The sequence below is a fragment of the Plantactinospora sp. WMMB782 genome (assembly GCF_049179135.1).
Classification (GTDB): Bacteria; Actinomycetota; Actinomycetes; order Mycobacteriales; family Micromonosporaceae; genus Plantactinospora.
The window spans coordinates 2,441,647-2,466,003 of sequence record NZ_JBMHMC010000007.1; the positions used below are offsets into that span (position 1 = coordinate 2,441,647).

Below are 24,357 nucleotides of genomic sequence, written 5' to 3' on the forward strand. Positions count from 1 at the left end.
GCCGTGACCAACCAGCCGTACCAGCTGCTGCCGCCGCTGTCGGCGGAGGAGTACGCCGCGCTGCGAGCCGACATCGAGGCTCACGGCATCCGGGTACCGGTCGACGTGGACGAAGCCGGCCAGGTGCTCGACGGGCACCACCGGGCCGCGATCGCCGCCGAACTCGGTATCGACTGCCCGACCCGCGTCGTCCCCGGGCTGGACGAAGAGGGCAAGCGGCAGCACGCGATGGCGCTGAACCTGGCCCGCCGGCACCTGACGCAGGCGGACCGGCGCCGGTTGATCGCCGCCGAGTTGCGCCGTGACGACAGCCGGTCTGACCGCCGGATTGCCCGGATCGTCGGCGTGGATCACAAGACCGTGGGGGCGGTCCGCCGGTCGCTGAGTGGGGGATCTCCCCACCCGGAGCCGGAGCCGCTGACCGAGGCGGAGCGTCGGCAGGCTGCCGAGCGCACCGAGGAAATCGGGGCCGGACTCGCGTCCCTCGATAAGACCATCCTCGTGCAGCTGCTCTCCGGCGAGCCGCCGGCCAGCATCATCGGCTGGCTCTCCGTAGCGTGGCACCAGTTCGAGCTGGAGCACCACGGGGATGAGGAGTTCCTCGGCCCGGTCCGCAAGGTGATGTACACCGACCGCGTCCACGCTGTCATGGCGTGGCCGGAAGGCTGGTACGGGGACGAGTGCCGGCGCGAGCAGGACGAGTTGCATCAGCTCTACCTGAGCCGCACGGGCCGGGTGGTGTCGTGACGGCGCCGACCACCGACCAGCCACCGGCGGCCGGATGGGTCGAGACGTACGCCGACGCCCGCCGCTGGGTCCGGTGGACCGCCCGCCGCCGCTGGCCCCGCCACCCCGTCAACGATGCCGTGTGGGCCGCCAGCGTCGCGGACTGGCACCACGGTGGCCAATCGGAGCGTGCCGCGTGACCGATCCTGTCGTGCTGGCCGAGCGCACCGCCATCGGGTCGGCGCTGTGCGCCACCGCCAACGCCGATGTACTGCTGGGCCTGGTCGACGTCGAGCAGTTCTCCCGGCCGTACCACCGGCAGATCTGGCGGGCCGTGACCGACCTGCGGGCCGTCGGTGCCCCGGTCAGTCCGGCGACCGTGGCGGCACAGCTCGACGTTGACGGCATCAGGGCCCTGCCCAGCAACACCTACCTGACCGACCTGTACGCGGCGGCACCGACCGATACCGACGGGGTGCACTACGCCCGGATGGTGGCCGAGTACGCCGCGCAGCGCCGGCTACGGGCCGCCGGCGAGCGGCTGGCGCGGCTGGCCGAGTCGCCCGACCCTGACGTCCGGGCGGCCGGGCTCGCCGAGGCACGGGAGGCCCTGGGCCGGCTGGCCGGTCCGGCAGCGTCCGAGGCCGAGCCCGAGCGCCGCCGGTCGTGGCGGGCAGTCGACATCGGCCCGGTGCTGGCCGGCACGTACGAGCCGCCCAGGGCGACCGTGGGCCGCAGGGACGACGGGGTGGGGCTCTTCTACCCGGGCCGGATGCACACCATCGCCAGCGAGTCCGAGGCCGGCAAGACCTGGCTGGCGCTGCTGGCGGTACGCGCCGAACTCGAGGCCGGCAACGCCGTGGTGTATCTCGACTTCGAGGACGACGAAGGCGGCATCGTCGGCCGGCTGCTGGCCATGCAGGTCAAGCCCGAGCTGCTACGCGACCGGTTCGCGTACCTGAAGCCCGACGACGCCGTGAACGTGCTCGGCAACCGCGAGGACCTGGCCGAAGTGCTCGGTGATCTCCGGCCGACGCTGGCCGTGCTGGACGGGGTCACCGAGGCCATGTCGCTGCACGGGCTGGAGATGAAGGACAACACCGACGTCGCCGCGTTCGGCAAGCTGCTGCCCCGGTGGATCGCCGACCGGGGCCCGGCAACCGTGGCGCTCGACCACGTGACGAAGAGCGCGGAGGGCCGAGGCCGGTACGCCATCGGCGGGGTGCACAAGCTGAACGGGCTGAACGGCGCCGGGTACGTGCTGGAGAACCGGCGCCCGTTCGGCGTAGGACTGACCGGCCGGTCCGGGGTCTACATCACCAAGGACCGGCCGGCCCAGCTGCGCCGGCACGCACTGCCCGGGCGGGAAGGGCTGTTCTGGTTCGGCGACCTGGTGGTCACCTCCCACGAAGCCGACTTCGTAGAGGTGTCGCTCGCCGCCCCGGTGGCCAACCCGGACACCGGACTCCGGCCGACCGCCGTGATGACCAAGTTGTCGCGGATCCTCGCCGACAACCCCGGTGGCCTGTCGAAGAACGCCATCGAGCAGATGGCCGGCGGGAAGGCGGCCGTCGTCCGGACCGCGCTGGAACTCCTCGTGAACGAGGGCTTCGTACTCCAGCAGAAGCAGGGCGCCGCGATGGTGCACACCCACATCAAGCCGTACGTCATCGAGGCCCTGGAGGCTCCCAATGGATGACACCTCGTCCCCTCGTCCCAACCTCGTCCCACCTCGTCCCGGACGAACCGAAGCACCTCGTCCCCTCGTCCCGTCGTATAGGGACGAGGACGAGGGACGAACTCCGGGCGACCCTTCAACCCCAACCCCCGGGGACGAACTCGACGGCTGGCCGGAACGCCTACGCGCCGCCGTAGAGCAGACCACCCGCCGACGGCAAGCCCGACGCGACGCACACACCGAGTTCGCCCAACGCCGGGCACACGGACTCCGACAACGCCACACCACACGCCAAGCAGCCGCACGGCGCCGCCCATGACCGCCGGCCGCCCACCCCACTGGGGCAACTGGCCCACCTTCCTCGACCACGCCACCGAGCTGCCCGCCTGCCGAGGCACCGACCTCGCACTCTGGTTCCCCGAACCAGGCGAACGATGGAAGACACCACGCGCCCGCGCCATCTGCAACCGCTGCCCGCTCCAACCCGCCTGCCTGGCCTGGGCCCACCAGCAACCCACCGACCAACTACACGGCATCTGGGCCGGCACCACCCAAGGCGACCGCCGCGCCCACCGACGAACCAGCCGAGCCGACCAGCCGTCACCCACAGCTACCAGCCACGCGGCGTGAACCGACGACCGAGCCCGGACGTAGACGCCAGATGGACAGCGGCAGGCACGGCATCACTCTGACCTGCGCGTTTTTCCCGAGTGGGGGTACCCCCCGAACAGCCCGCTATGGCCAAAATCTCTCTCCCTTGGACGCGAGGTCACTGATAGTGACGTATCTCGGTTGATCTCGGCTCTTCGCCGCTCGGTGCGTCCCGCGATCTCCCGGCGCCTTCCGGCTGCTGGAAGAAGTCGTGTCATGCCGGCAGGTTGCCGAAGATTCTTCGGCTGAAAGCGCATCAGATCTTCGATCCTTCGGCACCGAGCACTAGGCTGTCAGACAGTTGTCCGACGTGGACGGGAGTAGGCGATGGGGCGGGGAGCGGCTCGGCCGTCGGTGCGGCTGAACGGTCAGCAGATGGCGGCATTGGAGGAGGCGGCGGCCCGGAACGGGACCACGGTGTCGGAGTTGCTGCGGCAGGGTGCGGAGCAGGTGGCGGATCCGGCGCAGCATGCGCCGACCGTGGCCGGGCTCCGTCGGCTCGACCCGCAGTCGGGGCTGTTGGTGGCGTTGCTGACCGAGCTGGACGGGCTCGGGATCGGCGACGTCATGCCGGAGGCCCGTCGACAGCTGGACCGGGCGCGGCAGCTTCAGGCCGGGGCCGCCAGCGAGGTGCATCGGGCGCGCGACGGGCGTGCGGTACTGGTCGAGCGGCTGGCGGGCGGGGACGTCGGGGCGGCTGAGGCGGCGCAGCGTGACGTGGAGTACGTGCCGTGGTTGGACGGGGAGCGGCCGGCGTTGCGGCTGGCGGAGCGTGCGATCTCGGAGCTGACGGCGGCGGCCCGCCGGTCGGCGGTGAGTGAGTCGGTGGCGGTGCACCAGGTGCTGGTCGACCGGATCAACGCGGCAGTCGACCGGGCGGTGGAGGCCGGCGGCCGGGTCGTGGACGTGCCGAAGATGGTTCGCCTGTTGTCGCCGATCTGGCAGCGGCGTGGCCAGTCGGTGAGCGGGAACGTGTCGGGGACGTTGACCGCGGACCCGTGGACGGGTGGCGGGCCGAAGCTGCCGCCGTTGACGATGGACGACTTGCAGGGCGATCCGGAGCGGTTGGCGGCCTGGGCGACGTCGACGGCGGCGATGGTCGAGCTGGACCGGCTGTGGCCGGTCGCGGACATGCTCGGCGAGGTGTGCGGGTGGTCGTTCGTCCGGTGGGGCAAGGACGTGTCGAAGGACGTGTTGAAGATCGTGGAGGACGGCTTGCCGCGCCCGGTGTGGTACGCGGTGATCGCGGGTTGCGGCTGGCGGCCGAGCCTGATCATGGCGGCGGGGCAGTTGCCGACGTCGCCGCCGGACCATGATGCGCGGGTGCGTCGGTGGGGTGCGTCGGCACTCGGGGTGGTGCGGTGAGCGGCGAGGGCCGCCCGGTGGTGGATCCGTGTCGGCCGGTGCCGGACCGGTCGGAGTCGCCGATGGTGCCGCCGCCCGAGGTGCTCGACCAGTTGGTGCCGGACAGGCGGGCGCGTCGTGCGGGTCGGCGTCGGCGCGGCGAGCCGGAGCAGAGCGACCCGGCGGGTACGGCCGGGGAGTGAACGTCGCAGGCGTCAACGTCACCCGCACGGTTCCCTCTCTTCCGGGCTCCGGCCGTGTCGGGATCGAAGGTCGCTGAGGCCCTTCCCCTTCGTTCTGGGGCCGGTGAGGCGGCCTGCGCCGAGTAGTGCGGGTGGTTGGAGTGCGAGCACACTTCGACCGCCCGCACTGTCGTTTCCTGGGGTGTCTGACCTGCGGTGGTTCCACCGAACACCTGAGTTGATCAATCAGTGTGCACGAACGGACACGACGGACAGCGCTGGTAACGCTCGGAGTGCGCTACGGCGCTTACTCGTCTTCGTCCGTTCGCTGCGACGGTCGATGGTCGCGGATCCACTGCTCGACGTCGGCGCGGTTCCAGACGCGCACCTTGCCGGACGCCACGGTGTCGATCGGCGCCGGGAACGTCTTCCGGTTCGTGATCTCGGTCGTCCTGGTCCGCGACACCCCGCCGAGCATCTCGGCGATGTCGGACAGGGCAACCAGCCTCATGACCTTGAAGGTACGAACGTGCAAGGGGTGAACGTTGCCACTTCCAACCTTGACGGTGCGCACGTTGAAAGTGATGCTGCTGGGTCAAACGCTGTGCCGCCCGTTGGGCGGTGCTCGGGGGCGGTACACGCGATCACCGGCCACCCCCGGGCCGGATCACCCCGCACCCGCTTGCAACGGGTGTGCCGGCCCGGGGGCAGGCCCATCACGGAAGGGTGAACCGTGTACTCCGACGACCTCCCGCCAGAGATCGACCTGCCGACCGAACGGTCCGAACTCCGAACGACGCTGCTCGAACACCGACCCGAGCCGGAGACCTGGACGTGCCGGGCGTGCGGTCAGCAGCTCGACGAGGACGGCCGCTGCTCGACGGCCGCCGACGCCTTCACGCGGCTGCTGGAGTTGATGCAGGGCTGACGCCCGACCAGCAAGAAGCGGCCCGGACCAGGCTGGTCCGGGCCGCTCAGATTCGGCAAGCTCTTGCCGAATCGCGCAGAAGTATGCGCGATCTACCGCAGGAGCTTCGGTCGCTGCCCAGGCTCGCCGCCCGGCCGCTCGATCGACCGCAGCGACCGCTTGAGCGCCTTCGCGTCCAACTCCTCCCCATCCTCCGGCCGCTCGATCACCTGGTACCCGGCCGGCGGCCGCAACGGCTCAACGCCGAGCGTCAGCAACAGCGCCCCGGCAACCTGCGCGGTCAACTCTTCGTCCGGCATCGACCACTTCACCCGCCGCTGCTGGAGTACCCGCGCCGTCGCGTTCACGATCAGCGCCGGGTCGAGCGTCGGCGACCACGCTGCCGCCGTCACCCGGGGCCGCGCCTCCGCCTGGACCCGGGCCAGCGCCGCGGCGACCCGCGCCGGGGGCTTCACCGTCCACCCCGCATCAGGTCCACCGCGCTGAGGATGCCGGCCGCCAGCGCCAGCGCCGCCCGGTCGTCCAACCCATCCTCGGTCTCCACCAGCACGCACGGCGGGGTGATGGTGCCTTCGTCGGTGTCCTCGTAGACGGACACGTGCACCGTCGCCAGCAGCTCGCCGTTCCGGTGCAGGCGGGTCACCTCCACCTCGTGATCCCGGCCGCCGGCCGCCGTCTCGCCATCGGCGATCGCGGCATGGTCAATCTCGCACCACGGCGGGCACCCGGATTCGGCACCCACGTTCCGAATCCGTCGGCCGCTGAACAGTCGCCGGCAGACCCGGGTCCGGGACGTCGGCCGGCCCGGCGGCCGGGTCACGTCGACCCTCCGCGCGGTCACCGCGCACCACCCTGCGCCCGCCGGTGCGCCCCGCCGGGCCGGGCAGCCGGACGGTACGCCAGCGCCGCCGGCACAGTCCCAAGCCGGTGCCGGCCCCGGTAGATCAGCCGCTTCACTGCTCACACTCCGCCAGGTCGGCGTGCCGTAGCAGCTCGGCCGCGTACCGCCGGGCCTCGGCCGGCGTCAGCGTTGCCCAGGCGTCGCGGACGTCGCCGCAGTCGATCGGACCCTCGACGTAGACGTGCACGCCCGGCCGCCCGGCCTGGTCCGTCTCGGCGTACACCGACACGAACGGGAACCGGATACCGCCGTCGTCGGCGTGCACGCTCTCCCCGCCGGTCGCCGGGATGTCGACGTAGGGGGACATGCAGTCGGTCCCGTCGCACGGCTTCACCGAGTCGCCCATGCACCACGACCGCCGGCCGGTCGCCGCCGGCCCGACCAGTCCCCGCAGGAACTCGGCCACCGACTCGGCGTGCGCCTCAGCCTCGGCACTGACCGGCCGGTCCAGCACCCACTCAGCCAGCCACCCGGCGGACTCGGCCGCCGTCCGGGCGCTCACCGGTCCATCCCCGCGAGGCTCACGGCGATCCGGAGGCCCTGCGTCAGCGACCGGGCGACGTCGAGCACCAGGACGTACTCGACCAGTCCGGCCGGGTCGTCCACCTGCACCACGACCTCCGGCACGTCGAGGTCGTACTGCTCCTGCAGAAAGACGTGGAACCGCCGCCCGTCGGGGCCGTCCGGGGTGGTGGCGAGCCGGTTGGACTGGTGCACCCGGCCGTCGCGCTCGCCCCGCGTGCACCACCGCGGGTGCTGGACGGGGCCGGGCACGGGGACCTTGTTCCGGGCGACGAACGCGGCGACGGACGCCGGGGAGCCGTCGCCGGTCGGCAACTTACCGACGTCGGTAGGTTCCTCGGCCGGCAACTGGCTAGTACTAGCCAGTTCCGCCGCCGGCTCGCCGTTGTGGTCGGCGGGCCCGGCCGGGTACACCGGGGCGCCGAAGTCCCGCAGCCGGCCGCAGACCGACGTGTCGGCGGCGTCGAGCGGCGTCGGGTCGTGCCACGGGGTGAGTCCGGCGTCGGCGATCATCTGGACGATGGCTCCGGCGTGCTGGCCGCAGCCGTAGGCCACGCCGTCCAGGGAGCCGTGAGCGTTCCCGGTCGGGCCGGGGCTGTAGATCTCGATACGAACGGTCGCGGGCTGCCCGCAGCCGGGCAGGCTCGGTAGGGTGCGCATGGGTCAGGACTCGCTTCCTGATCAAGGGCCCGGCCGGTGTTGCGATCACCGCGTCCGGGCCCGCCGATTGGGCGGGGCACGGGGGCACATCCGGGGCACATGGCACTGAGAAACGGTGCGTATCCGTGCGAGTGGGTAGGTAGGATCTCGGCTGGTCAGCCGGTGTATCGGAGCGTTTCTCCTGGTCAGCGGATCACCGCTGGAACTTCACACAAAAGTCATGGAGCGACCGCAAGAGGTGAGATACGGTTGCTGCCCCGTCACCGCCGGCCCGACCCGGTAGCGACAGGATCCGGCAGTCTTGCGAGCACGGCGGGTCGCGGGGTGGAGGAGGAGCCATGCCCCGACCCGGGTTGCCGAAGCTGATCGCCACCGACCTCGACGGCACACTTGTCCGCACCGACGAGAGCGTGTCGGCGTACACCCACGAGGTGCTGGACCGGGTGCGGGCCGCCGGCATCCCGGTGGTGGGCGCCACCGGGCGCGGGCCGAGACTTGCCGAACTGACCCGCAACGACATCCGGGCCGCCGACTTCCTGGTGATGGCCGGCGGCGGCCGGGTGGTCGACCAGACCGACCCGGACGGGCCGGTGATCCTCCGCGACGAGCGGCTGCCCGGCTCCGACCTGGCCGAGCTGGTCCGGGCCCTGGAGGCGGAGGTGGGTCCGCTCACCGTGATGGTCGAGGCCCTGGACGCCCCGGGTGCCCCGCTCTGGGGTGATTTCGACGCGGTGTGGCCCTACCCGGAGCGGTTCGAGGCGCGGACCCGGATCGACTGCCTGAGCGGCGACGTGATCAAGGCGTTCGCCCGGACCCCGGACCACGAGGTGGACGCCCTGCTGGAGACGGCCCGCCGGATCGTGCCGGCCGAACTGGCGTCGATCACCCAGGCCGGGCAGGGCTTCATCGAGATCTGCCCGCCCGGGGTGGACAAGGCGACCGGACTGGCGGTGGTGGCCCAGACTCTCGGCGTCGACCCGGCCGAGGTACTCGTCTTCGGCGACATGCCGAACGACCTGCCGATGTTCGACTGGGCCGGCTGGGGCCGGGTGGCGGTCTCCAACGCCCACCCCACCGTGCGGCGGGCCGCCGACGAGGTGACGCTGCGCAACGACGACGACGGGGTGGCGGTCTACCTCGACCGGCTACTCTCGCGCTGATGGGACGACTACCCCGGCTGGTGGCCACGGATCTCGACGGCACGCTGCTGCGGGCGGACAAGACGGTCAGTCCGCGTACCGTCGAGGCGATTTCGCGGATCTCCGCCGAGGGAGTCGGGGTGGTCCTGGTCACCGGCCGCCCGATCCGCTGGCTGGGGCACGTCTACGAGCAGCTGGGCCAGCCGTTGCCGACGGTCTGCGCCAACGGCGCCGTGGTCTACGACCCGGTCACCGACGAGGTGCTCCGGGCCGACCCGCTCGCCCCGGAGCTGCTCGCCGAGGTGGTGCGCCGGCTGCGCGCCGAGGTGCCCGACGTGGCCTTCGCGGTGGAGGTGACCGACAGCCGCGAGTTCCGGCACGAGACGGCCTATCCGCTGAGCTGGGACCGGGGCTACCCGGACATCCGGATGCTCGACACCCCGGCCGCCCTGCACTCCGTACCGGCGGTGAAACTGCTGGCCCGAGCCGGGGCCCAGGACCCGGACGTCTTCGTCAAGGTGGTCGCCGGGGCGCTGGCCGGGCTCGCCGAGGCTACCCACTCGTCGTACAGCGGGCTGGTCGAGATCTCGGCGGCCGGGGTGACCAAGGCGGCCGGGCTGGCCTGGTACTGCACCCGGCACGGGTTCGACGCCGCCGAGGTGGTCGCCTTCGGGGACATGCCGAACGACGTACCGATGCTCACCTGGGTCGGCCGGGCGGTGGCGGTGGCCAACGCGCACCCGGCGGTACTGGAGATCGCCGACGACGTGACGGCGGGCAACGAGGAGGACGGGGTGGCGGCGTACCTGGAGGCGCTGCTCGATCCCGGCGACGGCGAGTCGGGTCTCGTCGATCCGCCGGCCTGAACCGTCGTGGTCCGCCAGCCCCCGGGCCGGCGGCTTCCGTGCTGAGCCGGCCCCGGGGTGGACGGGTGGCGTGCCAGGTTACAGGTACTGGCCGGGGCCGGGGCCCTCGCCGGGCTGCCCGGGGTTGTTGCCGGGCATCCCCGGGATCATCCCGCCGGGCCCCATCGGCAACGCGGGACGCCCACCGGAACGCATCTGCTCCAACTGCATCCGGGCCGCCATCTGCTGAGCGACAAGCGCCGCCTGGATGCCGTGGAACAGCCCCTCCAACCAGCCGACCAGCTGCGCCTGGGCGATCCGCAACTCCGCCTCGCTCGGCGCGGCGCCCTCGCCGAACGGCAGCGAGAGCCGCTCCAGTTCCTCGCGCAGCTCCGGGGCGAGCCCGTCCTCCAGCTCGACGATCGACCGCTGGTGGATCTCACGCAGCCGCTGCCGGCTGGCGTCGTCGAGCGGCGCCGCCTTCACCTCCTCCAGCAATTGTTTGATCATGCTGCCGATCCGCATCACCTTCGCCGGCTGCTCGATCAACCGCGACGGGTCCTCGCCAGGCGTCTCGCCGTCGGTCGGCACGGTGCCGACGGGGCGCCCGTCCGGGCCGACCACCAGCACGGCGCCACCGCCGGGACGCTTGCCCGCCGGAGCCGAGTCGTCGTTGTCTTCCTGGGAGCGTGGCACGTCGGTCATGCCCACCATCTTCCCGCAACCTCCTCCGGCCACACGCGCCGCCCACCGGGCCCATCCTCCGGCCCACTCCACGGCACCGCGGCACCGCGGCACTACGGCACCACGACCCGTCACCGCAGCCACTGCAGCCCCGCGTCACCGCAGCCCGTCACCGGCCGTGCCTTCGGGGGCGGTCGGGACGTCGCCGGTGCCCTCGGCGGGACGACCTGCGGCGGACACCGTACGGTCGGCGGCATGACCGAGGATCACGGTGCCGGGCCGGCCGCCGACCCACGGGCGGTGCTGGACCGGCCGGCGCCGCCTCCGGACGTCCGGCTGCGGTACGGCACCGACCCCGAACAGGTCGCCGACCTGCGCCTGCCCGGCGGGCCCGCCGATACGGTCGAGGTGGCCGGGGCGGCCCGGCCGTTGGTGGTGGTCGTGCACGGCGGCTTCTGGCGGGCCGGGTACGACCGCCGGCACACCGGACCGCTCGCGGCGGACCTGGCCGGCCGGGGCTACCCGGTGGTCCAGTTGGAGTACCGCCGGACGGGGCAGCCGGGCGGGGGCTGGCCGGGCACCCTCGACGACGTCGCGGCCGGGCTCGCCGCGCTGCCGGGACTTGTCGACGGGGTGATCCCGGCCGGTCGGATGGCACCCGGACCGCCGATCCTGCTCGGGCACTCCGCCGGTGGGCACCTGGCACTCTGGGCCGCGCAGCACGCCCCGGACCGGGTACGCGGGGTGCTCGCCCTCGCCCCGGTGCTGGACCTCGCCGAGGCGTACCGGCTCGACCTGGACGGCGGGGCGGTGGCCGCACTGCTCGGCGGCGGCCCCGAGGAGTTCCCGGACCGGTACGCCGCGGCCGACCCGACCCGCTCGGCGCCTCCTCCGGTCCGGACCTCGATCCTGCACGGCACCCTGGACCGGCAGGTGCCGGTGGCGGCGAGCCGGCGGTACGCGGCGGCTGCGCCCGGAACCGCCCTGCGCTTCGTCGAGCTGCCCGGATGCGAGCACTTCGGGGTGATCGACCCGCTGTCCCGCGCGTGGCCGGCGGTGCTGGCCGAGTTACATTGGCTAGCTGGAAGATCAGGCGGCATTGACGCAGCATCTCGTTCCCGGTAGAACCCCGGGAGGGCTGCGGCCCCCCAACGCCGCTCCGGGAGGAATCCGTGTCGCAGATGGACCGCAGACGAGCGCTCAAACTGCTGGGCTCGCTCGGCGCGCTCGGCGCCACCGGGCTGGCCGCCGCGTGCGGCGGCTCCGACGGCCTGGAGACCGAGGAGCCGCTCAGCGACGAGCCGGTACGAATCGGCATGATCGTCGCCCAGTCCGGCGTCTACAAGCCGATCGGCGACGAGATGCTGCGCGGGTTCCAGCTCTACCTCGACCTGAACGACCAGCGGCTCGGCGGCCATCCGGTGGACCTGGTCGTCGCCGACGAGGGTGAGACGCCCGAGTCCGGCCGGGCCGCTCTGGACCAGCTCGTCAAGCAGCGGGTGACGGCGCTCACCGGCGTGGTCAACTCGGCGGTCCTGCTCGGCCTGCGGGACGCGGTCGAACAGGCCAAGATCCCGCTGATCGCATCGAACGCGTCCCCGTCGACGTTGCAGAGCGTCGTCTACATCTGGCGTACCTCGTACATCAACGACGAGCCGGGGCGGGCGCTGGCGCCGTACGTCAAGAACGCGGTCGGGGCGAACGGCAAGGTGGCGATCATCGGCCCGGACTACGACGCGGGCCGCGACTCGGTGCAGGGATTCCGGCAGAGCTTCGGGGAGTCCGACGACCGGATCGCCGACCCGGTGATCTGGACGAAGTACTTCCCCGGCAAGCCGGACCGGAACGCCTTCGCCGCGCACATCAACCAACTGGTCGACCGCGATCCCGACGCGATCTACTGTTTCTTCTCGGGCGAGTCGGCTGTCGAGTTCCTCAAGAAGCTGCGCCTGGCCGGCTACCGCAGCCGGATCTACGCGCCGGGCTTCCTGACCGAGGGATCGGTGCTCGAACAGCTCCGCCGGCCGGAGGCCGAGGGGATCGTGACCTCGCTGAACTACTCCGCCGACCTGAACAACGCCGCCAACCGCCGGTTCGCCTCCGCCTTCCGCAAGGCGCACGGCTCGACCCCGACGACCTACGCGATGGCCTCCTACGACGCCGCCCAGGTGCTCGACAAGGGGATCCGGATCGCCGGTGCGGACCTCAGCCCGTTGCAGCTCAACCTGGCGCTCGGCCGGGTCGGCCAGATCGACAGCCCGCGCGGCCTGTGGCAGTTCAACCAGCCGCGTACCCCGCAGCAGAAGTGGTACATGCGCGAGGTGAAGCCGGACGGGCAGGTGCTCTCCAACGTGCTGATCAGCGAGCTGGCGACGCTCGGCTGACGTGCTGATCAGCGAGCTGGCGACGCTCGGCTGACTGTGAGCACGGCAGGGCGGGGCGAGGCCGTCGCGGCGTCGCGGCGGGGTGGCTCAGGCGCGGAGTTCGGCGACGCAGCACTTGACGCTGCCGCCGCCCTTCTTCAGCTCGGCCAGCTCGACCGGGACCGGCAGGTAACCGGCCGCGGCGACCTTTGCCGCCATCCCGCTGGCCTCGCTGTTCAGCACCACGTGCCGGCCGTCGCTGACCAGGTTCAGCCCGAACGCGAACGCGTCGACCTCGTCGGCCAGGACCGCGTCCGGGAAGAGCTGGGCCAGTACCCGCTGGGCGGCGACCGAGAACGCCGCCGGGAAGTACGCGATGTTGCCGTCGTCGAGCGGGGCCAGCGCGGTGTCCAGGTGGTAAAAGCGCGGGTCCACCAGGCGCAGCGAGACGACCGGCCGACCCAGTGCCTCCTGCGCCTCGGCGTGCGCGGCCGGCTCGGTGCGGAAGCCGTACCCGGCCAGGATCAGGCCGCCGTGCGCCGCCGGAAGGTACGCGAAGTCACCCTCGCCCTCGTTGATCTCGGCAGGTGCGACGAACGGCCAGCCCTGCTCGTCGTAGAAGGCCCGGTGCGCCGCCGCCTCGGCGGTCCGCTGCGGATGCCGGAACCGGGCGCCGTAGACGGTGCCGTCGACCACGAAGGCACCGTTGGCCGCGTAGACCATGTCCGGCAGCCCGGGTTCCGGTTGGAGTTCGTGCACGGTGTGACCGAGACCGAGCAGCGCCTCCCGCAACCCGTGCCACTGCTTGACCGCCAGCTCCCGGTCGACCGGGGTGTCGGTGTCCATCCACGGGTTGATCGCGTACTCCACGCTGAAGTACTCCGGCGGACACAGAAGATATGTCCGCTTTCTAGGGATCCTCGGCTGGTTCACGGATCCAAGGGTAGGTACGGTACAGGTTCACTAACAGCCAGAACTGTTGCCTGAGAGAGGCGGAACGTTGCAGATCGACGGTGTGGACCAGCGAATCATTGCGTCGCTCGTCGCCGACGCCCGCGCCTCGTACGCGGAGATCGGCTCCCGGGTCTCGCTCTCCGCGCCGGCGGTGAAGCGGCGGGTCGACCGGCTGCGGGCGGCCGGGGTGATCCGGGGATTCACCACCGTCATCGACCCGGCGGCGGTCGGCTGGAGCACCGAGGCGTTCGTGGAACTGTTCTGCACCGGGCGGACGACGCCGACCCAGATCACCGTGGCGACCCGGCGGCATCCCGAGGTGGTCGCCGCCTACACCGTCTCCGGCGAGGCCGACGCACTGGTCCACCTGCGGGCGGCCGACATCGCCCACCTGGAGCAGGCGCTGGAGCGGCTCCGCGCCGAGCCCTTCGTCACCTCGACCCGGAGCATGATCGTGCTGTCCCGGCTGGTCGACTCGCCAACCGTCGTACCCGCTCCGGCCTGACGGACGCCGGACACGAAGCCTGACGGACGCCGGAGACGAAGCCTGACGGACGCCGGACGCCTGACGGACGCCGGACGCCTGACGGACGCCGGACGCCTGACGGACGCCGGAAGCGGAACGGGAACCGTGGGCGCGGTACGGCGCGTCGAACCGGACATGACTCCTGGACGGGGAACTCGATCCGGCGCCGGCACCGGCACGGCGATCGTGGCCGGTCTGGCACTGACCGGCACACTGCTCACCGGCTGCACCTCCGCGCCGGATCCCGCGCCGTCGCCGTCGCGCGACCCCGGGGTACCGGCCGGCGGGATGCGGCTGGTCGCCTTCGACTCCTGCGCGAGCGCACTCGCCGGGTTGCGCTCCGCGGCCAGGGCGTACGTCGGGCCGTACGGCCTGCCGGGCGTCGGGATCGGACCCGCGTTCCAGACCGACAACGGTGGCGCGGAACGCGCCGTCGGTGCGGACGCGGCCGCCGCCGACACCGCGGCCAAGGCGGACACCGGCTACTCGGGTACCAACACCCACGAGGCCGGGGTGGACGAACCGGACCTGGTGAAGACCGACGGCCGGCGCATCGTCACGGTCGCCGGGGGCACGCTGCGGGTGATCGATCCGGCGAGCCGGCGGCTGACCGGCACCCTGCGGCTGGACACCGACCCGGACGACGGCTGGGCCGATGCCGACCTGCTGCTGCACGGGGACCGGGCGCTGGTGCTGGTCCGGGAGCACGGGATCGCGTATCGCGGCGGTGTCCGGCCGGGCCGGCCCGGGGTGCCGCCGGCCGACGACCGGCAGGCCATCGCCGGCCCCCGGCTGGTCCTGGTCGACCTGGCCGGCCCGCCGAAGGTCGTCGGCGACTTCCGGATCGACGGTGGACTTGTCGACGCCCGGCAGGTCGGCCCGACGGTCCGGGTGGTGATCCGCTCCCAGCCCCGGCTCGACTTCCCGCTGAACAAGGGAGCGGGGCCGGTCGACGAGAAGAAGAACCTCGCCGCCAACCGGAAGATCATCGACCGGGCGCCGATCGACGCCTGGCTGCCCCGTTACGAGACCAGCACGGGCGGCGGACAGGTCAGCACCGGGCGGGTCGGCTGCGATCGGCTGAGCCGGCCGGCCGTCTACTCCGGCACCTCGATCGTCACCCTGCTCAGCTTCGACCTCGGCGCCGCCGGCCTCGGCGACGGCGACCCGGTGGCGGTGGCCGCCGACGGCGACACCGTCTACAGCAACGGGTCCCGGCTCTATCTCGCCAGCGACCAGCGCTGGCGGGTGCTCCCGGCGCTCACCGCCGCCGACCGGGCGCCCGACCCGAAGGACGAGCAGACCGAGATCTACCAGTTCGACGTCTCCGGCACCGGTCGCCCCCGCTACGTCACCGCCGCCAGCGTGCCGGGTTGGCTGGTCAACCAGTACGCGCTGTCGGAGTGGGACGGGCACCTGCGGGTGGCCACCACCACGGGACGTACCTGGGGGGAGAGGCCGAAGTCCAGTTCCGCGGTGTACGTGCTGCGCGCCGACGGACGGACGTTGACCGAGACCGGCCGGGTCACCGGGCTGGGCAAGGGCGAACGCATCTACAGCGTACGGTTCGTCGAGGGCACCGGTTACGTGGTCACCTTCCGGCAGACCGACCCGCTCTACACAGTGGACCTGCGCGATCCCCGGAAGCCGAAGGTCACCGGTGAGTTGAAGATCACCGGGTACTCGTCGTACCTGCATCCGGCCGGGAACGGGCGGCTGATCGGGATCGGCCAGGAGGCGAACGCGCAGGGACGGACCGAGGGCACCCAGGTCTCCCTCTTCGACGTCTCCGACCCGACCAGGCCGACCCGGATCGCCCAGCACCACGTCCGGTACGGCCACTCCGAGGCCGAGTTCGACCCGCACGCGTTCCTCTACTGGCCGGCCACCGGCACCCTGGTGGTGCCACTGAGCAGGTACGAGCCGACCGGTGTCGACGGCGGGTCCGCACCCGTCGGCGGCGCGATGGTGCTGCGGGTCGCCGACGGCGGCTTCACCGAGAGCGGGCTGGTCGAGCACCCCGAGCCGCGTACCAACGACACGAGCGGGCTGATCCGCCGGTCGTTGATGGTCGACGGGGTGCTCTGGACCGTCTCGGACGCGGCCGTCAGGGCGACAGACCTCGGCACCCTCGGCACGCTGGCCACGATCCCGCTGTGATCCGCCGGTACCGCCGCCGCCCTCGACGACCGCCGCCCTCGACGACCGGCGCCCGGGACGACGGTTACAGGTACATCCCGGTCCGGTGCTCGCCCGCGTCCCGGTGCGGCGGCTTGTCGCCCTCGCCGAAGAACCGCCGGCCGCCGAACTCGCCGTGCAGCCGGTCGTCCAGCTCGTCGGCGAGCCCGGTCATCACCTGGACGGCGAGCATCAGGTGGGTGGCCTGGAAGTTGCGGCCGAAGACCGGGATGGAGGCCCAGACGGTGTCGTTGGTGCAGTAGAGACGCCCGATCGGCATCCGGTTGGTCAGCTCGGAGAGCTTGACGTAGAGCTGCTCGGTCGGCTCGACCTCGGTGAGCACCGGGGAGAAGACGTCGACGAGCGGCGGATTGTCCCGGACCCGCACGAAGACCATCGCCGAGCCGGCCCGGATGCCGATGTCGCCGTCGGAGTCGAGCTGGAGCTGGTCCGCCGACGACTTCAGCATCGCCGAGACCACCGTCCGGACCCGGTCCTCCAGGGCCAGCGTGTCGTCACCGCTCTGCGCGGCCCTGGCCGCCGCGAGCGCCTCGTCGAGGTCGAGGTCGAGGGTCGGGTCCGCCGCGACCTCGGGCCGGGCGGTGCCGAGCGGCTCGACGGGTACCGGCTCGTCCGACTCGTCGTGCACCAGGAAGACGAGGAAGGCCGGGTGCGGTGCGCCGTACACGTCGCGCAGGGTCCGCGACACGGTGGTGGCGAGCCGGGGCGCCTCGGCCGTACTGGCCCGCATCCCGAAGTGTTCGCCAGAGCCCTCGACCACCCCGGGCGGCGACCAGCCGAGGGCGATCATGTCGGCGATCGCGGACCGGTCCAGACGGTAGCCCTGGGGCAGTACGGCGTTGCCCACCGCCCGCAGGTCGACCTGGTCGTCCGGGCCCAGCTCGATGCTGAGCGAGTAGACGGCGTCCCCGGTGCCGGAGGCGGTGGGATCGAGGGTGAGTGCGATCCGGGTGCCGGTGGGCAGGCCGCGCAGCTGGCCGGCGAGGGCCCGGGCGAACTCCTGCCACGCCTCGGTCACCTTCACCCGAAGGTCGGCGGTGGTCGGTTCGTCGAGGAGGATCGACTCGTGGTGCTCGATCGGGCCCCCCTTCGCCGTCGGGCCTCTCCCGGTCACTTCGTCCCGCGGCGCCGCAGGGTTGTCAGCCGCCATAGTCGCCTCCGTCCGTCAGGGCACCGCACACCCTACCCAGCCGACCGGTCGGCCGGGATAGCGCGGACCCCGATCGGACACTTAGATGATCGATTGGCCGGCGGACCGGGAGGCACTTCCGGTTTCACGCTGATCGGGCGGAGTCGCGGTCCTCCCGGCCGACGAAGGTGATCAGAGCGACCGGCCTGCCGGGCTTGTAGTTCGGGTCGCTGGCCGCCGGGCCGCCGGCGAAGGCGCCGCTGACCGGCGCGATCGCCGCGAACACCTCGGCCGCCTCGACCCCGAGCGCGTACGTCAGCTCGGCGCCGGAGGAGAAGCTGAACTGCCTGTTCAGCGCCTTGGGGTAGCCGACAAAGCACGCTGGAGCCGGGCGGCGACGACCTCCATCGACGCGGTGAACGCCTCGATCGCCTGGCTTCGATACTGGGGGTTCTTGTCGCCACCCACGTCGGTGGTGATGTAGTCGAACTGCGCGATCACCGCTACGTCGTCCAGCACGGTCTCGAAGCGGAAGTTGTACACGTAACCGTTGATACCGTTCCTGCAGGGCTTGCTCGCGCACGGTAGCTCGTGGGTCAAGGGGTCGGAGTGGTCGAGGGTGAGAAGTTTCTGCACCCGCTCAGGGGTGTACGCCGGATACCGCACCCGTTGCAGGTCTGCCTCCGTGAGGATGCCGTAGTCGAACTCGGCTCGGCCGAAGGCAGGTGCCTTGGTGGCAACGTCGTAGTACTCGCCGTCCGGCTCGATATCGCACATCGGCGCGTTGGTCGCCCAGCCTGTCGGTTTGTTGAACCTGGCGGTGTACCGGACGGTCCCGGCGGCTGGCAGGTTCACCACATCCAGCAGCGCGTCGCAGACCGCGCCGAGGTCGGGTTCCGCGGCCGGGGCGGTGGACCCCGCCGGGGATGGCGGTTCTGACTCACCATCCACGGGGGCCGCCGGCGACCCACAGCCCGCCAGCAGAAGCACGACGGCGGCGCCCGCCACAACTCGTCTCATCCCCTGGTCAACTCCGTCTCGTATTCCGGCCCGCTGCGTCGTCGCCACCCGGGGCCGGCCACCGGCTGGCCAGGTCGGCGAGGCCGGCCGCCGCCACCGCCGGGTCCGCGCCGCGACCGACCGCGACCCCGAGCAGGTACGCCGTGACCGGTGCGCCGGGCCGGAGCACGTTGTGCGCCACGTCGCGGGCCAGGTCGAGTACCCGGGGCACGTCGACGTCGGCCGGCTCCAGGTCGAGTTCGGCACAGGCCGCCGCCACCCAGCGGTCCATCGCGTTCATCTGATCCACTCCTCCGCCCGGCGTACGTCGTCCTCAGTGTCGCAGTCGAACCAGGGCGGCGGCCCCGCCCCCTGCCACCCCACCGTGCTTACGGTCAGTTCGGCGACCAGCGCACGCATCGACGTACCGGTGAGCACGCCGTCGCGGCCGGCGGCAAGGCGGTGCAACGCGGCCCGCAGCGGCGCCACCCGCCAGGCCCCGCAGAGGAACTGCCCCCGCCCGTCGTCGTCGACATAGACCACGCCGTCGGCCTCGGCAACCCGGAGCAGCGTGGTACGCAGCCGGCGCACCGCGTCCGTGGTCAGCAGCGGCAGGTCGGCGGCAAGCAGTGCGACGATGCCGGTGTCGGTGGCAGTACCGCCGCGAGCAGGGGTGTCGGGGAGCAGGGTCAGGCCGGCGGCGAGGGCGGCGACCGGGCCGCCGCCGGGCGGCTGCTCACGTGTCGTCAGTGTTCCCGCCGGAAGGTCACCGGCCGGGCCGACCACGATCCGGGGGTCGGCGTCGGCGACCGCCGCGAGTACCCGGTCCAGCATCGGCCGGCCGCCCACCGGCAGGGCCGGCTTGTCCGCGCCACCCATCCGGCGGGCGGCCCCGCCGGCCAGCACCACCGCCGCGAACCGGGGCGGGACGGATGGGGTGGACGAGTCCAGACCGGTCATCCGGTAACGGTAACCGGGCTTGCGGCGACGGCCGGCGGGTCGCGAGGCAGGATTGTGGCATGGGACGAGCCAGTGGCCGGCGGAGCGTGTTGCGGATAGACCTGGCCCCGGCGCAGCCGGGTGATCGGCTGGCGGTACGCCGGCAGGACAGTCTCGCCGCCGAGGAGCCGCTGGAGATCCGGGTCGGTCCGGCCGGCCCGGACCGGCGTGCCCCGCTGGCGGTCACCATGCGTACCCCGGGCGACGACATCGACCTGGCGATCGGATTCCTGCTCACCGAGGGGATCATCAGGAGCGCCGACGACGTGCGCACGGCGCAGCTCTGCGCCGGCACCGACACGCCGAACACCTACAACGTGGTGGACGTCGTGCTCGCCGACGGCGTACCGGCACCGGCCACCGATCCGGCCCGGAACTTCTACACCACCAGCTCGTGCGGGGTGTGCGGCAAGGCCAGCATCGACGCCGTCCGGACCCGCTCCCGGCACGACGTGGCGACGGACCCGCTGACCGTGCCGGCGCGTACCCTCGCCGAGTTGCCGGAGCAGCTCCGGGCCGCCCAGCGCGGCTTCGAGCGTACGGGTGGGCTGCACGCCGCCGGGCTGTTCAGCGCCGACGGGAAACTCGTCGTGCTGCGCGAGGACGTCGGGCGGCACAACGCGGTCGACAAGGTGGTCGGCTGGGCCGTCCGGGAACAGCGGCTCCCGCTGCGCGGGCACCTGCTGCTGGTCTCCGGCCGGGCCAGCTTCGAACTCACCCAGAAGGCCTGGATGGCCGGCATCCCGCTGCTCGCCGCCGTCTCCGCGCCGAGCACCCTCGCCGCCGAGCTGGCGACCGAGGCCGGGATGACCCTGGTCGGCTTCCTCCGGGGCAACACCATGAACGTGTACGCCGGGGACAGCCGGATCCAGGTCTGATCCGTGAGCCGTGCCGGGACCCGAGCACCCGTGCCCTACCTCAGAGGTAATCGCCGGCAGGACTTCGCGCTGGCAGGCTCTGCACGGACGATCGTGATCGGCACTGGAGGCACGTGATGGACACCCGTAACACCGTCGAGGAACTGCTGCGTCGGATCGGCACCGGCGATCCGGACCACACCGCCGCGCTCTACGCCGAGCGGGTCGACTGGAAGGTCAACTGGCCCGAGCCGACCCATCCGGCGGTGCCGTGGATCCGCCCCCGGTCCAGCCGGGCGGACGTCGTCGACCACCACCGGACGCTGGCCGCGAACTGCGTGCCGGGGCAGGGCTCGGTCACCATCGAGCGCATCCTGGTGGACGGCCGGCACGCGGTGGTGACCGGCGAGACCGCGCAGACCGTACGGGCCACCGGCCGGCGGTTCAACACCCGGTTCGCCCTGCACCTCACCGTCGAGGACGGGTTGATCGTCCGGCACCATGTCTACGAGGACAGTCTCGTCGTCGCACTCGCCTGCGACCCGACTCCCGAACCGACTCCCGGACCGGCTGCCGCTACGGGTGCCGAGTCGACTGCCGGTCCGGGACGCTAGCCGACGGTGATTGTCGGCCCCGGTGCCGGCAGGCCCTCCCCGGCCGCGTTCACCGAGCAGACGGCCAGCACGTACGTGTGCCCGCTGACCAGGCCGGACAACCGGATCGAGCGGCCGGTGGTGGACTTCGTCGAGACGATGGCGCCCGGCTCGGAGCTGTCCAGGTAGTAGACGGTGTAGCTGCGCACCGTCTCGCTGTAAGGCCCGGTCGCGGCGTCCCAGCGCACGTCGAGGTAGCCCGGCCCGGCGGTCGCGGTGACGTTGGGCGGGCCGGCCGCGGTCTCCTGGTTGGCGACCGTGACGGCGGCGGTCGGCGACGGCCCGTTGGCCTGCCAGTTGCCCCGGGTGGCCACCACGAAGAACTCGTAACGGTGGCCGGGCACGACCCAGCCGACGTGCCACGAGTCGGCCGGGATCTGCAACGGCAGCCGCTGGAAGTCTTCGCCGTTCGTCGCGTCGCGTTGGTAGAGCCAGTAGCCACCGGCGCCGAACGAGTGTTGCCACTCCAACTCGATCCCGGCGACGGTCGACCTGGCACGCATCCACCCCGGAGCGTTGGGCACCAGGTGCGGGATGCTTCCGGACGGGGTGCTGTACGGGGCGCCGACCTGGAACTGGCTCCACAGCACGTTGGCGAACGCCTTCGCGATCTTGTGCTCGCCGAACGGGTTCGGGTGCAGGCCGTCGTAGGCGTCCGCGAACGGGTCGTAGCCGGTGGTGATGTCCACCAGCCGCACCGGTGAGGTCGACGTGTTCAGCGCCTGCAACGCCGGCCCCAGCTTGGCGTTGTAGGCGCTGATCCGGGCGCCCAGGTCCGGTTGCACGTCCAGCGGGGTGCGTTGCGGAACGCTGGCGACCAGGATGCGGAGGTTGGACCGGGCGGCTCGGGCGTTCGCGATCAGGGTGCGCATGTCGGCGATCAGCCCGTCCGGGTCGGAGACGCCCCAGCCCAGGTCGTTGAAGCCGAGCTCGACCAGGAGGTAGGTCGGCTGGTACTGGGCCACCCGGGCCCGGATGTCGTCCTTGGCCTGGTGCGCCTGGCGTCCCCACTGGGCGAAGTGGTCACTGTCGAAGGTGAGCCCGTCCCGGTAGACACCGTTGAAGTACGGCGGTGCCGACTCGTCCGGGAAGTTGGCCGGCAGGGTGCTCGGCAGCCGGGTGGTGCCGCGGTACGGGCCGACGAACGTGACGTCCCGACCGGCCGACCTCAGGTGTTGGGCGAGCCGGTAGCGCCAGGTGTAGTCGCCTTCGAGACCCTGGCTGATCGAGTCGCCGACCACCATGATCGAGTCCACCAGCGGCCCGATGTTCGACGGTATCGTCAGCTCGGCCCAGAGCTGCTTGTGGTCCGAGTGCGGCGACGAGACGACTGTCGACGAGTGGACGACCGCGGCCGGCGGCACGAAGAGGTAGTCGTACTTGTTGATGCCGTGGGTGGCCGGTCCGCCCCGGCAGTAGTTCTCCTCGCCGCCCGGCCCCAGATAGCGGATCTTGATCTCGTTGCGGCAGGGGCTGAACGCCTCCTTGAAGGCACCGTGTGCCTCCTGGGTCGGAATGCCCTGGTAGCCGCTGTGGTAGATGTTGCTCGTCGCCTGGGACAGCGGGTCGTCGTTGAGGTCGCCGCCGAGCAGCACCGTGTAGTTGGCGTAGTCGGTCGCCAGTACCCGCTTGACCTCTGCCGCCTCCCGACGGCGCTGCTCGACGTTCTCGCCCGAGGCGACGAGGTGCGCGGTGCAGACCACCAGCATCCTGGCCACGGACCGCAGGCAGAGCATCTCGCGCTTCTCGGCACCCTCCTGGGCGTGCAGGTCGTGGGCCACCGGCTGCGGATCGGGCAGCACGCCCTGGTTGTAGATGACGGCGTTGCCGAACGGCGACTCGTGCTTGCAGTTCGCCACCTGGCCGTTGCCGCCCCGGATCGGGTCGAAACGCACCGTGTACGTCGCCGGCAGTTGCGCCTCTATCCGCTCCAGCCAGTCCAGACAGCCCTCGTTGATGGTCAGGAACGCGAGCTGGGGCACCCGCCGGTTGATGTCCTGGGCCAGCGCGTCGGCCACCTCGTTGCCCTTGAGGCCGTGCTGCGGATGCCCGCCGGCCATGTTGAACTGTCCGGCGACCAGATCGAGCGTGCCCGCGGCACGGGCTGACGTTTCCGGCACGGCGGGTGGCGTCGGCGCCGCGGTCGCGGCCGGCGTGCCGGCCAGGGGTCCGGTCGCGGCGAGCAGCAGTGCGACGATCAGTGGCCTGAGCCTCACAGGTCCCCCAAAGCTCTGCGGGGACGCCATCCCGACGCGTGCGCCCCCGTGCACGTCGAAGTGGTGATCATCTTTGTCTATCTTCACGTCTCGGGGCAAGAGTCGGAGTTCGAGTCAGAGTCGAAGTCGAGATCGGCGTCGGGCCAGCCGTCGAGTACGGACGGTCCGATGCCGGCCTGCAACGCCTCGGCCAGGAGTTGCGCGAACGAGTAGTCGGGCTGCGCCGCCAGCGCACGTTCCACCGCCACGCTGGCCAGGGCGCCCTGCCCGGCCCGCCAGGCGGCGAAGCCGAGCAGGGTGGCCGGGGCGGGCACGAGTTCGGGCTCCGCTCGACGGAGCACGTCCGTCCAGAGCGCGAGGTGCCACTCCTCGCCGCCGGTCGCCTGCCACGCGTCGTCCCGGACCGGCAGGTGCACCATGAGCAGGCACAGCCAGGCCACCTCGTCGTCGGTGAGCTGCCCGCCGTTGCGGTAGCGGTCCGTGGCCTCGCGTACCGCCGCACGGCCGGCCCGGCGCAGCGCCCGGCGACCCTGCGGATGGTCGGGCCGGCCCTCGGCCAGCAACGCCGAGAGGCGAAGCTCCGCCCGGCCGGCCGCCTTCCGCAGCTCGTCCCGGGCCGGGCCGTCGACCGGGGCGAGCCGCCGGGCCAGGGCGTCCCGGTCGGGCAGCGCGACCTGGCCGGCGAAGGTGGCCGCCGCCGCGAGCTGGCTGGTCGAGCAGTCGAACGGCCGCCCGTCCGGTGGACAGCATCCGGCCTCGTCACAGACGTACGACCAGTAGCGGTCGCCGGTCACCCGGAGAGCCTCCAGCACCGGCAGTCCGGCCCGGCCGAGGGCGGCGGTCACCGCGTCGACCGTGGGGGTGACCCGGGCCGGTTCGCCGTACCCGACGACGGTCGTGATCTCGACGCGCTGGCGGGCGACGATCGCCGCGACCTGCGCGGCGGCCTCGCCGATCTCGTCGGCCGCCGCCGGCCCGGTGACCTCGGGCAGGTCGCCCCGGGCGACGAAGACGACCCGGTTGCCGCGCAGCGCCATCACCACCAGGCTGTCGGCCGGATGGAAACCCAGCAGGTACGGCACGGCCGCGAGCAGGTCGGCGGTCGAGCGGACGGTGAGGACGGCCCGGTCGTTCGAGGTCATGCCGGGCAGCCTGCCGAGCCGGCGACCGTGGCCGGAGACCCTGTGGACGACACGCCCGAG

29 protein-coding genes are annotated in these 24,357 nt (G+C 72.1%); 15 read left to right on the forward strand and 14 right to left on the reverse strand.

Annotation, left to right across the window (positions count from 1 at the left end; all coding sequences use genetic code 11):
- Positions 1–3 precede the first annotated feature (3 nt).
- From ACN28A_RS13210 to ACN28A_RS13235, 6 genes are all read left to right on the forward strand, one after another.
- Positions 4–747 (forward strand): ParB N-terminal domain-containing protein, encoded by a 744-nt coding sequence (locus tag ACN28A_RS13210; RefSeq protein ID WP_421395379.1) that lies wholly within the window; start codon positions 4–6, stop codon positions 745–747.
- Positions 744–926 (forward strand): hypothetical protein, encoded by a 183-nt coding sequence (locus ACN28A_RS13215; protein ID WP_421395380.1) that lies wholly within the window; start codon positions 744–746, stop codon positions 924–926. Before ACN28A_RS13210 ends, ACN28A_RS13215 begins: the two co-directional genes overlap by 4 nt.
- Positions 923–2,425, forward strand: a complete 1,503-nt coding sequence (locus ACN28A_RS13220) for a DnaB-like helicase N-terminal domain-containing protein (protein ID WP_421395382.1) — start codon at positions 923–925, stop codon at positions 2,423–2,425. Before ACN28A_RS13215 ends, ACN28A_RS13220 begins: the two co-directional genes overlap by 4 nt.
- A gap of 294 nt (positions 2,426–2,719) precedes the next feature.
- A complete protein-coding gene (locus tag ACN28A_RS13225) occupies positions 2,720–3,034 on the forward strand; it encodes a WhiB family transcriptional regulator (RefSeq protein ID WP_421395384.1) in 315 nt (104 codons plus the stop codon).
- 396 nt (positions 3,035–3,430) lie between these two features.
- The gene (locus ACN28A_RS13230) at positions 3,431–4,420 is read left to right on the forward strand and encodes a hypothetical protein (RefSeq protein WP_421395386.1); all 990 of its coding nucleotides are present in this window, start codon (positions 3,431–3,433) and stop codon (positions 4,418–4,420) included.
- Complete coding sequence (locus ACN28A_RS13235; RefSeq protein WP_421395388.1) at positions 4,417–4,602, forward strand: hypothetical protein; 186 nt, start codon at positions 4,417–4,419, stop codon at positions 4,600–4,602. The genes ACN28A_RS13230 and ACN28A_RS13235 overlap by 4 nt, the downstream gene beginning before the upstream one ends.
- A 286-nt stretch (positions 4,603–4,888) precedes the next feature.
- Here ACN28A_RS13235 and ACN28A_RS13240 read toward each other — a convergent pair whose 3' ends face one another.
- Positions 4,889–5,092: a helix-turn-helix transcriptional regulator gene (locus tag ACN28A_RS13240; protein WP_421395390.1), complete on the reverse strand. Its 204-nt coding sequence runs from the start codon at positions 5,090–5,092 to the stop codon at positions 4,889–4,891.
- 222 nt (positions 5,093–5,314) lie between these two features.
- On the opposite strand from ACN28A_RS13240, the gene ACN28A_RS13245 reads away from it, so the two are divergent.
- Complete coding sequence (locus ACN28A_RS13245) at positions 5,315–5,509, forward strand: hypothetical protein (protein WP_421395392.1); 195 nt, start codon at positions 5,315–5,317, stop codon at positions 5,507–5,509.
- A 92-nt stretch (positions 5,510–5,601) separates the two neighbouring features.
- Here ACN28A_RS13245 and ACN28A_RS13250 read toward each other — a convergent pair whose 3' ends face one another.
- The 4 genes from ACN28A_RS13250 to ACN28A_RS13265 all read right to left on the reverse strand — a co-directional run bounded on the left by ACN28A_RS13250 (position 5,602) and on the right by ACN28A_RS13265 (position 7,592).
- A complete protein-coding gene (locus ACN28A_RS13250; RefSeq protein WP_421395394.1) occupies positions 5,602–5,964 on the reverse strand; it encodes a hypothetical protein in 363 nt (120 codons plus the stop codon).
- Positions 5,961–6,350, reverse strand: a complete 390-nt coding sequence (locus ACN28A_RS13255; RefSeq protein WP_421395395.1) for a DUF6907 domain-containing protein — start codon at positions 6,348–6,350, stop codon at positions 5,961–5,963. The genes ACN28A_RS13250 and ACN28A_RS13255 overlap by 4 nt, the downstream gene beginning before the upstream one ends.
- Before the next feature lie 112 nt (positions 6,351–6,462).
- Positions 6,463–6,912, reverse strand: coding sequence for a hypothetical protein (locus tag ACN28A_RS13260; protein ID WP_421395397.1), 450 nt, complete (start codon positions 6,910–6,912; stop codon positions 6,463–6,465).
- On the reverse strand, positions 6,909–7,592 hold the full coding sequence (locus tag ACN28A_RS13265) for a hypothetical protein (RefSeq protein WP_421395398.1): 684 nt from the start codon (positions 7,590–7,592) through the stop codon (positions 6,909–6,911). The genes ACN28A_RS13260 and ACN28A_RS13265 overlap by 4 nt, the downstream gene beginning before the upstream one ends.
- A gap of 338 nt (positions 7,593–7,930) precedes the next feature.
- Between ACN28A_RS13265 and ACN28A_RS13270 the strand changes: the two genes are divergently transcribed.
- Positions 7,931–8,752, forward strand: coding sequence for an HAD family hydrolase (locus ACN28A_RS13270; protein WP_421395400.1), 822 nt, complete (start codon positions 7,931–7,933; stop codon positions 8,750–8,752).
- Positions 8,752–9,597 carry an HAD family hydrolase gene (locus tag ACN28A_RS13275; RefSeq protein WP_421395401.1) on the forward strand — a complete coding sequence of 282 codons (846 nt, stop codon included), beginning with the start codon at positions 8,752–8,754 and terminating at the stop codon, positions 9,595–9,597. The genes ACN28A_RS13270 and ACN28A_RS13275 overlap by 1 nt, the downstream gene beginning before the upstream one ends.
- Positions 9,598–9,675: 78 nt before the next feature.
- Here ACN28A_RS13275 and ACN28A_RS13280 read toward each other — a convergent pair whose 3' ends face one another.
- Positions 9,676–10,290 carry a bacterial proteasome activator family protein gene (locus ACN28A_RS13280; protein ID WP_421395403.1) on the reverse strand — a complete coding sequence of 205 codons (615 nt, stop codon included), beginning with the start codon at positions 10,288–10,290 and terminating at the stop codon, positions 9,676–9,678.
- 225 nt (positions 10,291–10,515) lie between these two features.
- Here ACN28A_RS13280 and ACN28A_RS13285 point away from each other — a divergent pair, with 225 nt between their 5' ends.
- Positions 10,516–11,385, forward strand: coding sequence for an alpha/beta hydrolase family protein (locus ACN28A_RS13285; protein ID WP_421395405.1), 870 nt, complete (start codon positions 10,516–10,518; stop codon positions 11,383–11,385).
- A gap of 47 nt (positions 11,386–11,432) precedes the next feature.
- The gene (locus ACN28A_RS13290) at positions 11,433–12,644 is read left to right on the forward strand and encodes an ABC transporter substrate-binding protein (protein WP_421395407.1); all 1,212 of its coding nucleotides are present in this window, start codon (positions 11,433–11,435) and stop codon (positions 12,642–12,644) included.
- An 87-nt stretch (positions 12,645–12,731) separates the two neighbouring features.
- Here ACN28A_RS13290 and ddaH read toward each other — a convergent pair whose 3' ends face one another.
- Entirely contained in the window at positions 12,732–13,556 is an 825-nt protein-coding gene (gene ddaH / locus ACN28A_RS13295; RefSeq protein ID WP_421395408.1) for a dimethylargininase, read from the reverse strand.
- A 67-nt stretch (positions 13,557–13,623) separates the two neighbouring features.
- Here ddaH and ACN28A_RS13300 point away from each other — a divergent pair, with 67 nt between their 5' ends.
- The gene (locus tag ACN28A_RS13300; RefSeq protein ID WP_331210100.1) at positions 13,624–14,082 is read left to right on the forward strand and encodes an Lrp/AsnC family transcriptional regulator; all 459 of its coding nucleotides are present in this window, start codon (positions 13,624–13,626) and stop codon (positions 14,080–14,082) included.
- A 156-nt stretch (positions 14,083–14,238) separates the two neighbouring features.
- Complete coding sequence (locus ACN28A_RS13305) at positions 14,239–16,263, forward strand: beta-propeller domain-containing protein (RefSeq protein ID WP_421395409.1); 2,025 nt, start codon at positions 14,239–14,241, stop codon at positions 16,261–16,263.
- Positions 16,264–16,327: 64 nt separating this feature from the next.
- Here ACN28A_RS13305 and ACN28A_RS13310 read toward each other — a convergent pair whose 3' ends face one another.
- The 5 genes from ACN28A_RS13310 to mobA all read right to left on the reverse strand — a co-directional run bounded on the left by ACN28A_RS13310 (position 16,328) and on the right by mobA (position 19,390).
- A complete protein-coding gene (locus tag ACN28A_RS13310; RefSeq protein ID WP_421395410.1) occupies positions 16,328–17,452 on the reverse strand; it encodes a T3SS (YopN, CesT) and YbjN peptide-binding chaperone 1 in 1,125 nt (374 codons plus the stop codon).
- Between the two features lie 124 nt (positions 17,453–17,576).
- The gene (locus ACN28A_RS13315) at positions 17,577–17,717 is read right to left on the reverse strand and encodes a hypothetical protein (RefSeq protein WP_421395412.1); all 141 of its coding nucleotides are present in this window, start codon (positions 17,715–17,717) and stop codon (positions 17,577–17,579) included.
- A 65-nt stretch (positions 17,718–17,782) separates the two neighbouring features.
- Positions 17,783–18,451 (reverse strand): hypothetical protein, encoded by a 669-nt coding sequence (locus ACN28A_RS13320; RefSeq protein ID WP_421395413.1) that lies wholly within the window; start codon positions 18,449–18,451, stop codon positions 17,783–17,785.
- A 7-nt stretch (positions 18,452–18,458) separates the two neighbouring features.
- The gene (locus ACN28A_RS13325) at positions 18,459–18,731 is read right to left on the reverse strand and encodes a DUF6457 domain-containing protein (protein WP_421395415.1); all 273 of its coding nucleotides are present in this window, start codon (positions 18,729–18,731) and stop codon (positions 18,459–18,461) included.
- Positions 18,728–19,390, reverse strand: coding sequence for a molybdenum cofactor guanylyltransferase (mobA, locus tag ACN28A_RS13330; RefSeq protein WP_421395417.1), 663 nt, complete (start codon positions 19,388–19,390; stop codon positions 18,728–18,730). Before mobA ends, ACN28A_RS13325 begins: the two co-directional genes overlap by 4 nt.
- Before the next feature lie 59 nt (positions 19,391–19,449).
- Between mobA and fdhD the strand changes: the two genes are divergently transcribed.
- Together fdhD and ACN28A_RS13340 are read left to right on the forward strand one after the other, a co-directional pair.
- Positions 19,450–20,307 carry a formate dehydrogenase accessory sulfurtransferase FdhD gene (fdhD, locus tag ACN28A_RS13335; RefSeq protein ID WP_421395419.1) on the forward strand — a complete coding sequence of 286 codons (858 nt, stop codon included), beginning with the start codon at positions 19,450–19,452 and terminating at the stop codon, positions 20,305–20,307.
- A gap of 116 nt (positions 20,308–20,423) precedes the next feature.
- Entirely contained in the window at positions 20,424–20,900 is a 477-nt protein-coding gene (locus ACN28A_RS13340) for a nuclear transport factor 2 family protein (protein WP_421395421.1), read from the forward strand.
- Here ACN28A_RS13340 and ACN28A_RS13345 read toward each other — a convergent pair.
- Positions 20,897–23,155: a GDSL-type esterase/lipase family protein gene (locus ACN28A_RS13345; RefSeq protein WP_421395422.1), complete on the reverse strand. Its 2,259-nt coding sequence runs from the start codon at positions 23,153–23,155 to the stop codon at positions 20,897–20,899. The genes ACN28A_RS13340 and ACN28A_RS13345 overlap by 4 nt on opposite strands.
- Positions 23,156–23,238: 83 nt before the next feature.
- Entirely contained in the window at positions 23,239–24,297 is a 1,059-nt protein-coding gene (locus tag ACN28A_RS13350) for a DUF4192 domain-containing protein (RefSeq protein WP_421395423.1), read from the reverse strand.
- Positions 24,298–24,357 lie beyond the last annotated feature (60 nt).

What these genes read in the sequence shown, in the direction of transcription:
- ACN28A_RS13225 (WP_421395384.1), top strand. Translation starts at nt 2,720, where the DNA reads ATGACCGCCGGCCGCCCACCCCACTGGGGCAACTGGCCCACCTTCCTC.
- ACN28A_RS13230 (WP_421395386.1), top strand. Translation starts at nt 3,431, where the DNA reads ATGGCGGCATTGGAGGAGGCGGCGGCCCGGAACGGGACCACGGTGTCG.
- ACN28A_RS13240 (WP_421395390.1), bottom strand. Translation starts at nt 5,092, where the DNA reads ATGAGGCTGGTTGCCCTGTCCGACATCGCCGAGATGCTCGGCGGGGTG.
- ACN28A_RS13265 (WP_421395398.1), bottom strand. Translation starts at nt 7,592, where the DNA reads ATGCGCACCCTACCGAGCCTGCCCGGCTGCGGGCAGCCCGCGACCGTT.
- ACN28A_RS13270 (WP_421395400.1), top strand. Translation starts at nt 7,931, where the DNA reads ATGCCCCGACCCGGGTTGCCGAAGCTGATCGCCACCGACCTCGACGGC.
- ACN28A_RS13275 (WP_421395401.1), top strand. Translation starts at nt 8,752, where the DNA reads ATGGGACGACTACCCCGGCTGGTGGCCACGGATCTCGACGGCACGCTG.
- ACN28A_RS13280 (WP_421395403.1), bottom strand. Translation starts at nt 10,290, where the DNA reads ATGGTGGGCATGACCGACGTGCCACGCTCCCAGGAAGACAACGACGAC.
- ACN28A_RS13285 (WP_421395405.1), top strand. Translation starts at nt 10,516, where the DNA reads ATGACCGAGGATCACGGTGCCGGGCCGGCCGCCGACCCACGGGCGGTG.
- ACN28A_RS13305 (WP_421395409.1), top strand. Translation starts at nt 14,239, where the DNA reads ATGACTCCTGGACGGGGAACTCGATCCGGCGCCGGCACCGGCACGGCG.
- ACN28A_RS13310 (WP_421395410.1), bottom strand. Translation starts at nt 17,452, where the DNA reads ATGGCGGCTGACAACCCTGCGGCGCCGCGGGACGAAGTGACCGGGAGA.
- ACN28A_RS13320 (WP_421395413.1), bottom strand. Translation starts at nt 18,451, where the DNA reads ATGAGACGAGTTGTGGCGGGCGCCGCCGTCGTGCTTCTGCTGGCGGGC.
- ACN28A_RS13325 (WP_421395415.1), bottom strand. Translation starts at nt 18,731, where the DNA reads ATGAACGCGATGGACCGCTGGGTGGCGGCGGCCTGTGCCGAACTCGAC.
- mobA (WP_421395417.1), bottom strand. Translation starts at nt 19,390, where the DNA reads ATGACCGGTCTGGACTCGTCCACCCCATCCGTCCCGCCCCGGTTCGCG.
- fdhD (WP_421395419.1), top strand. Translation starts at nt 19,450, where the DNA reads ATGGGACGAGCCAGTGGCCGGCGGAGCGTGTTGCGGATAGACCTGGCC.
- ACN28A_RS13340 (WP_421395421.1), top strand. Translation starts at nt 20,424, where the DNA reads ATGGACACCCGTAACACCGTCGAGGAACTGCTGCGTCGGATCGGCACC.
- ACN28A_RS13350 (WP_421395423.1), bottom strand. Translation starts at nt 24,297, where the DNA reads ATGACCTCGAACGACCGGGCCGTCCTCACCGTCCGCTCGACCGCCGAC.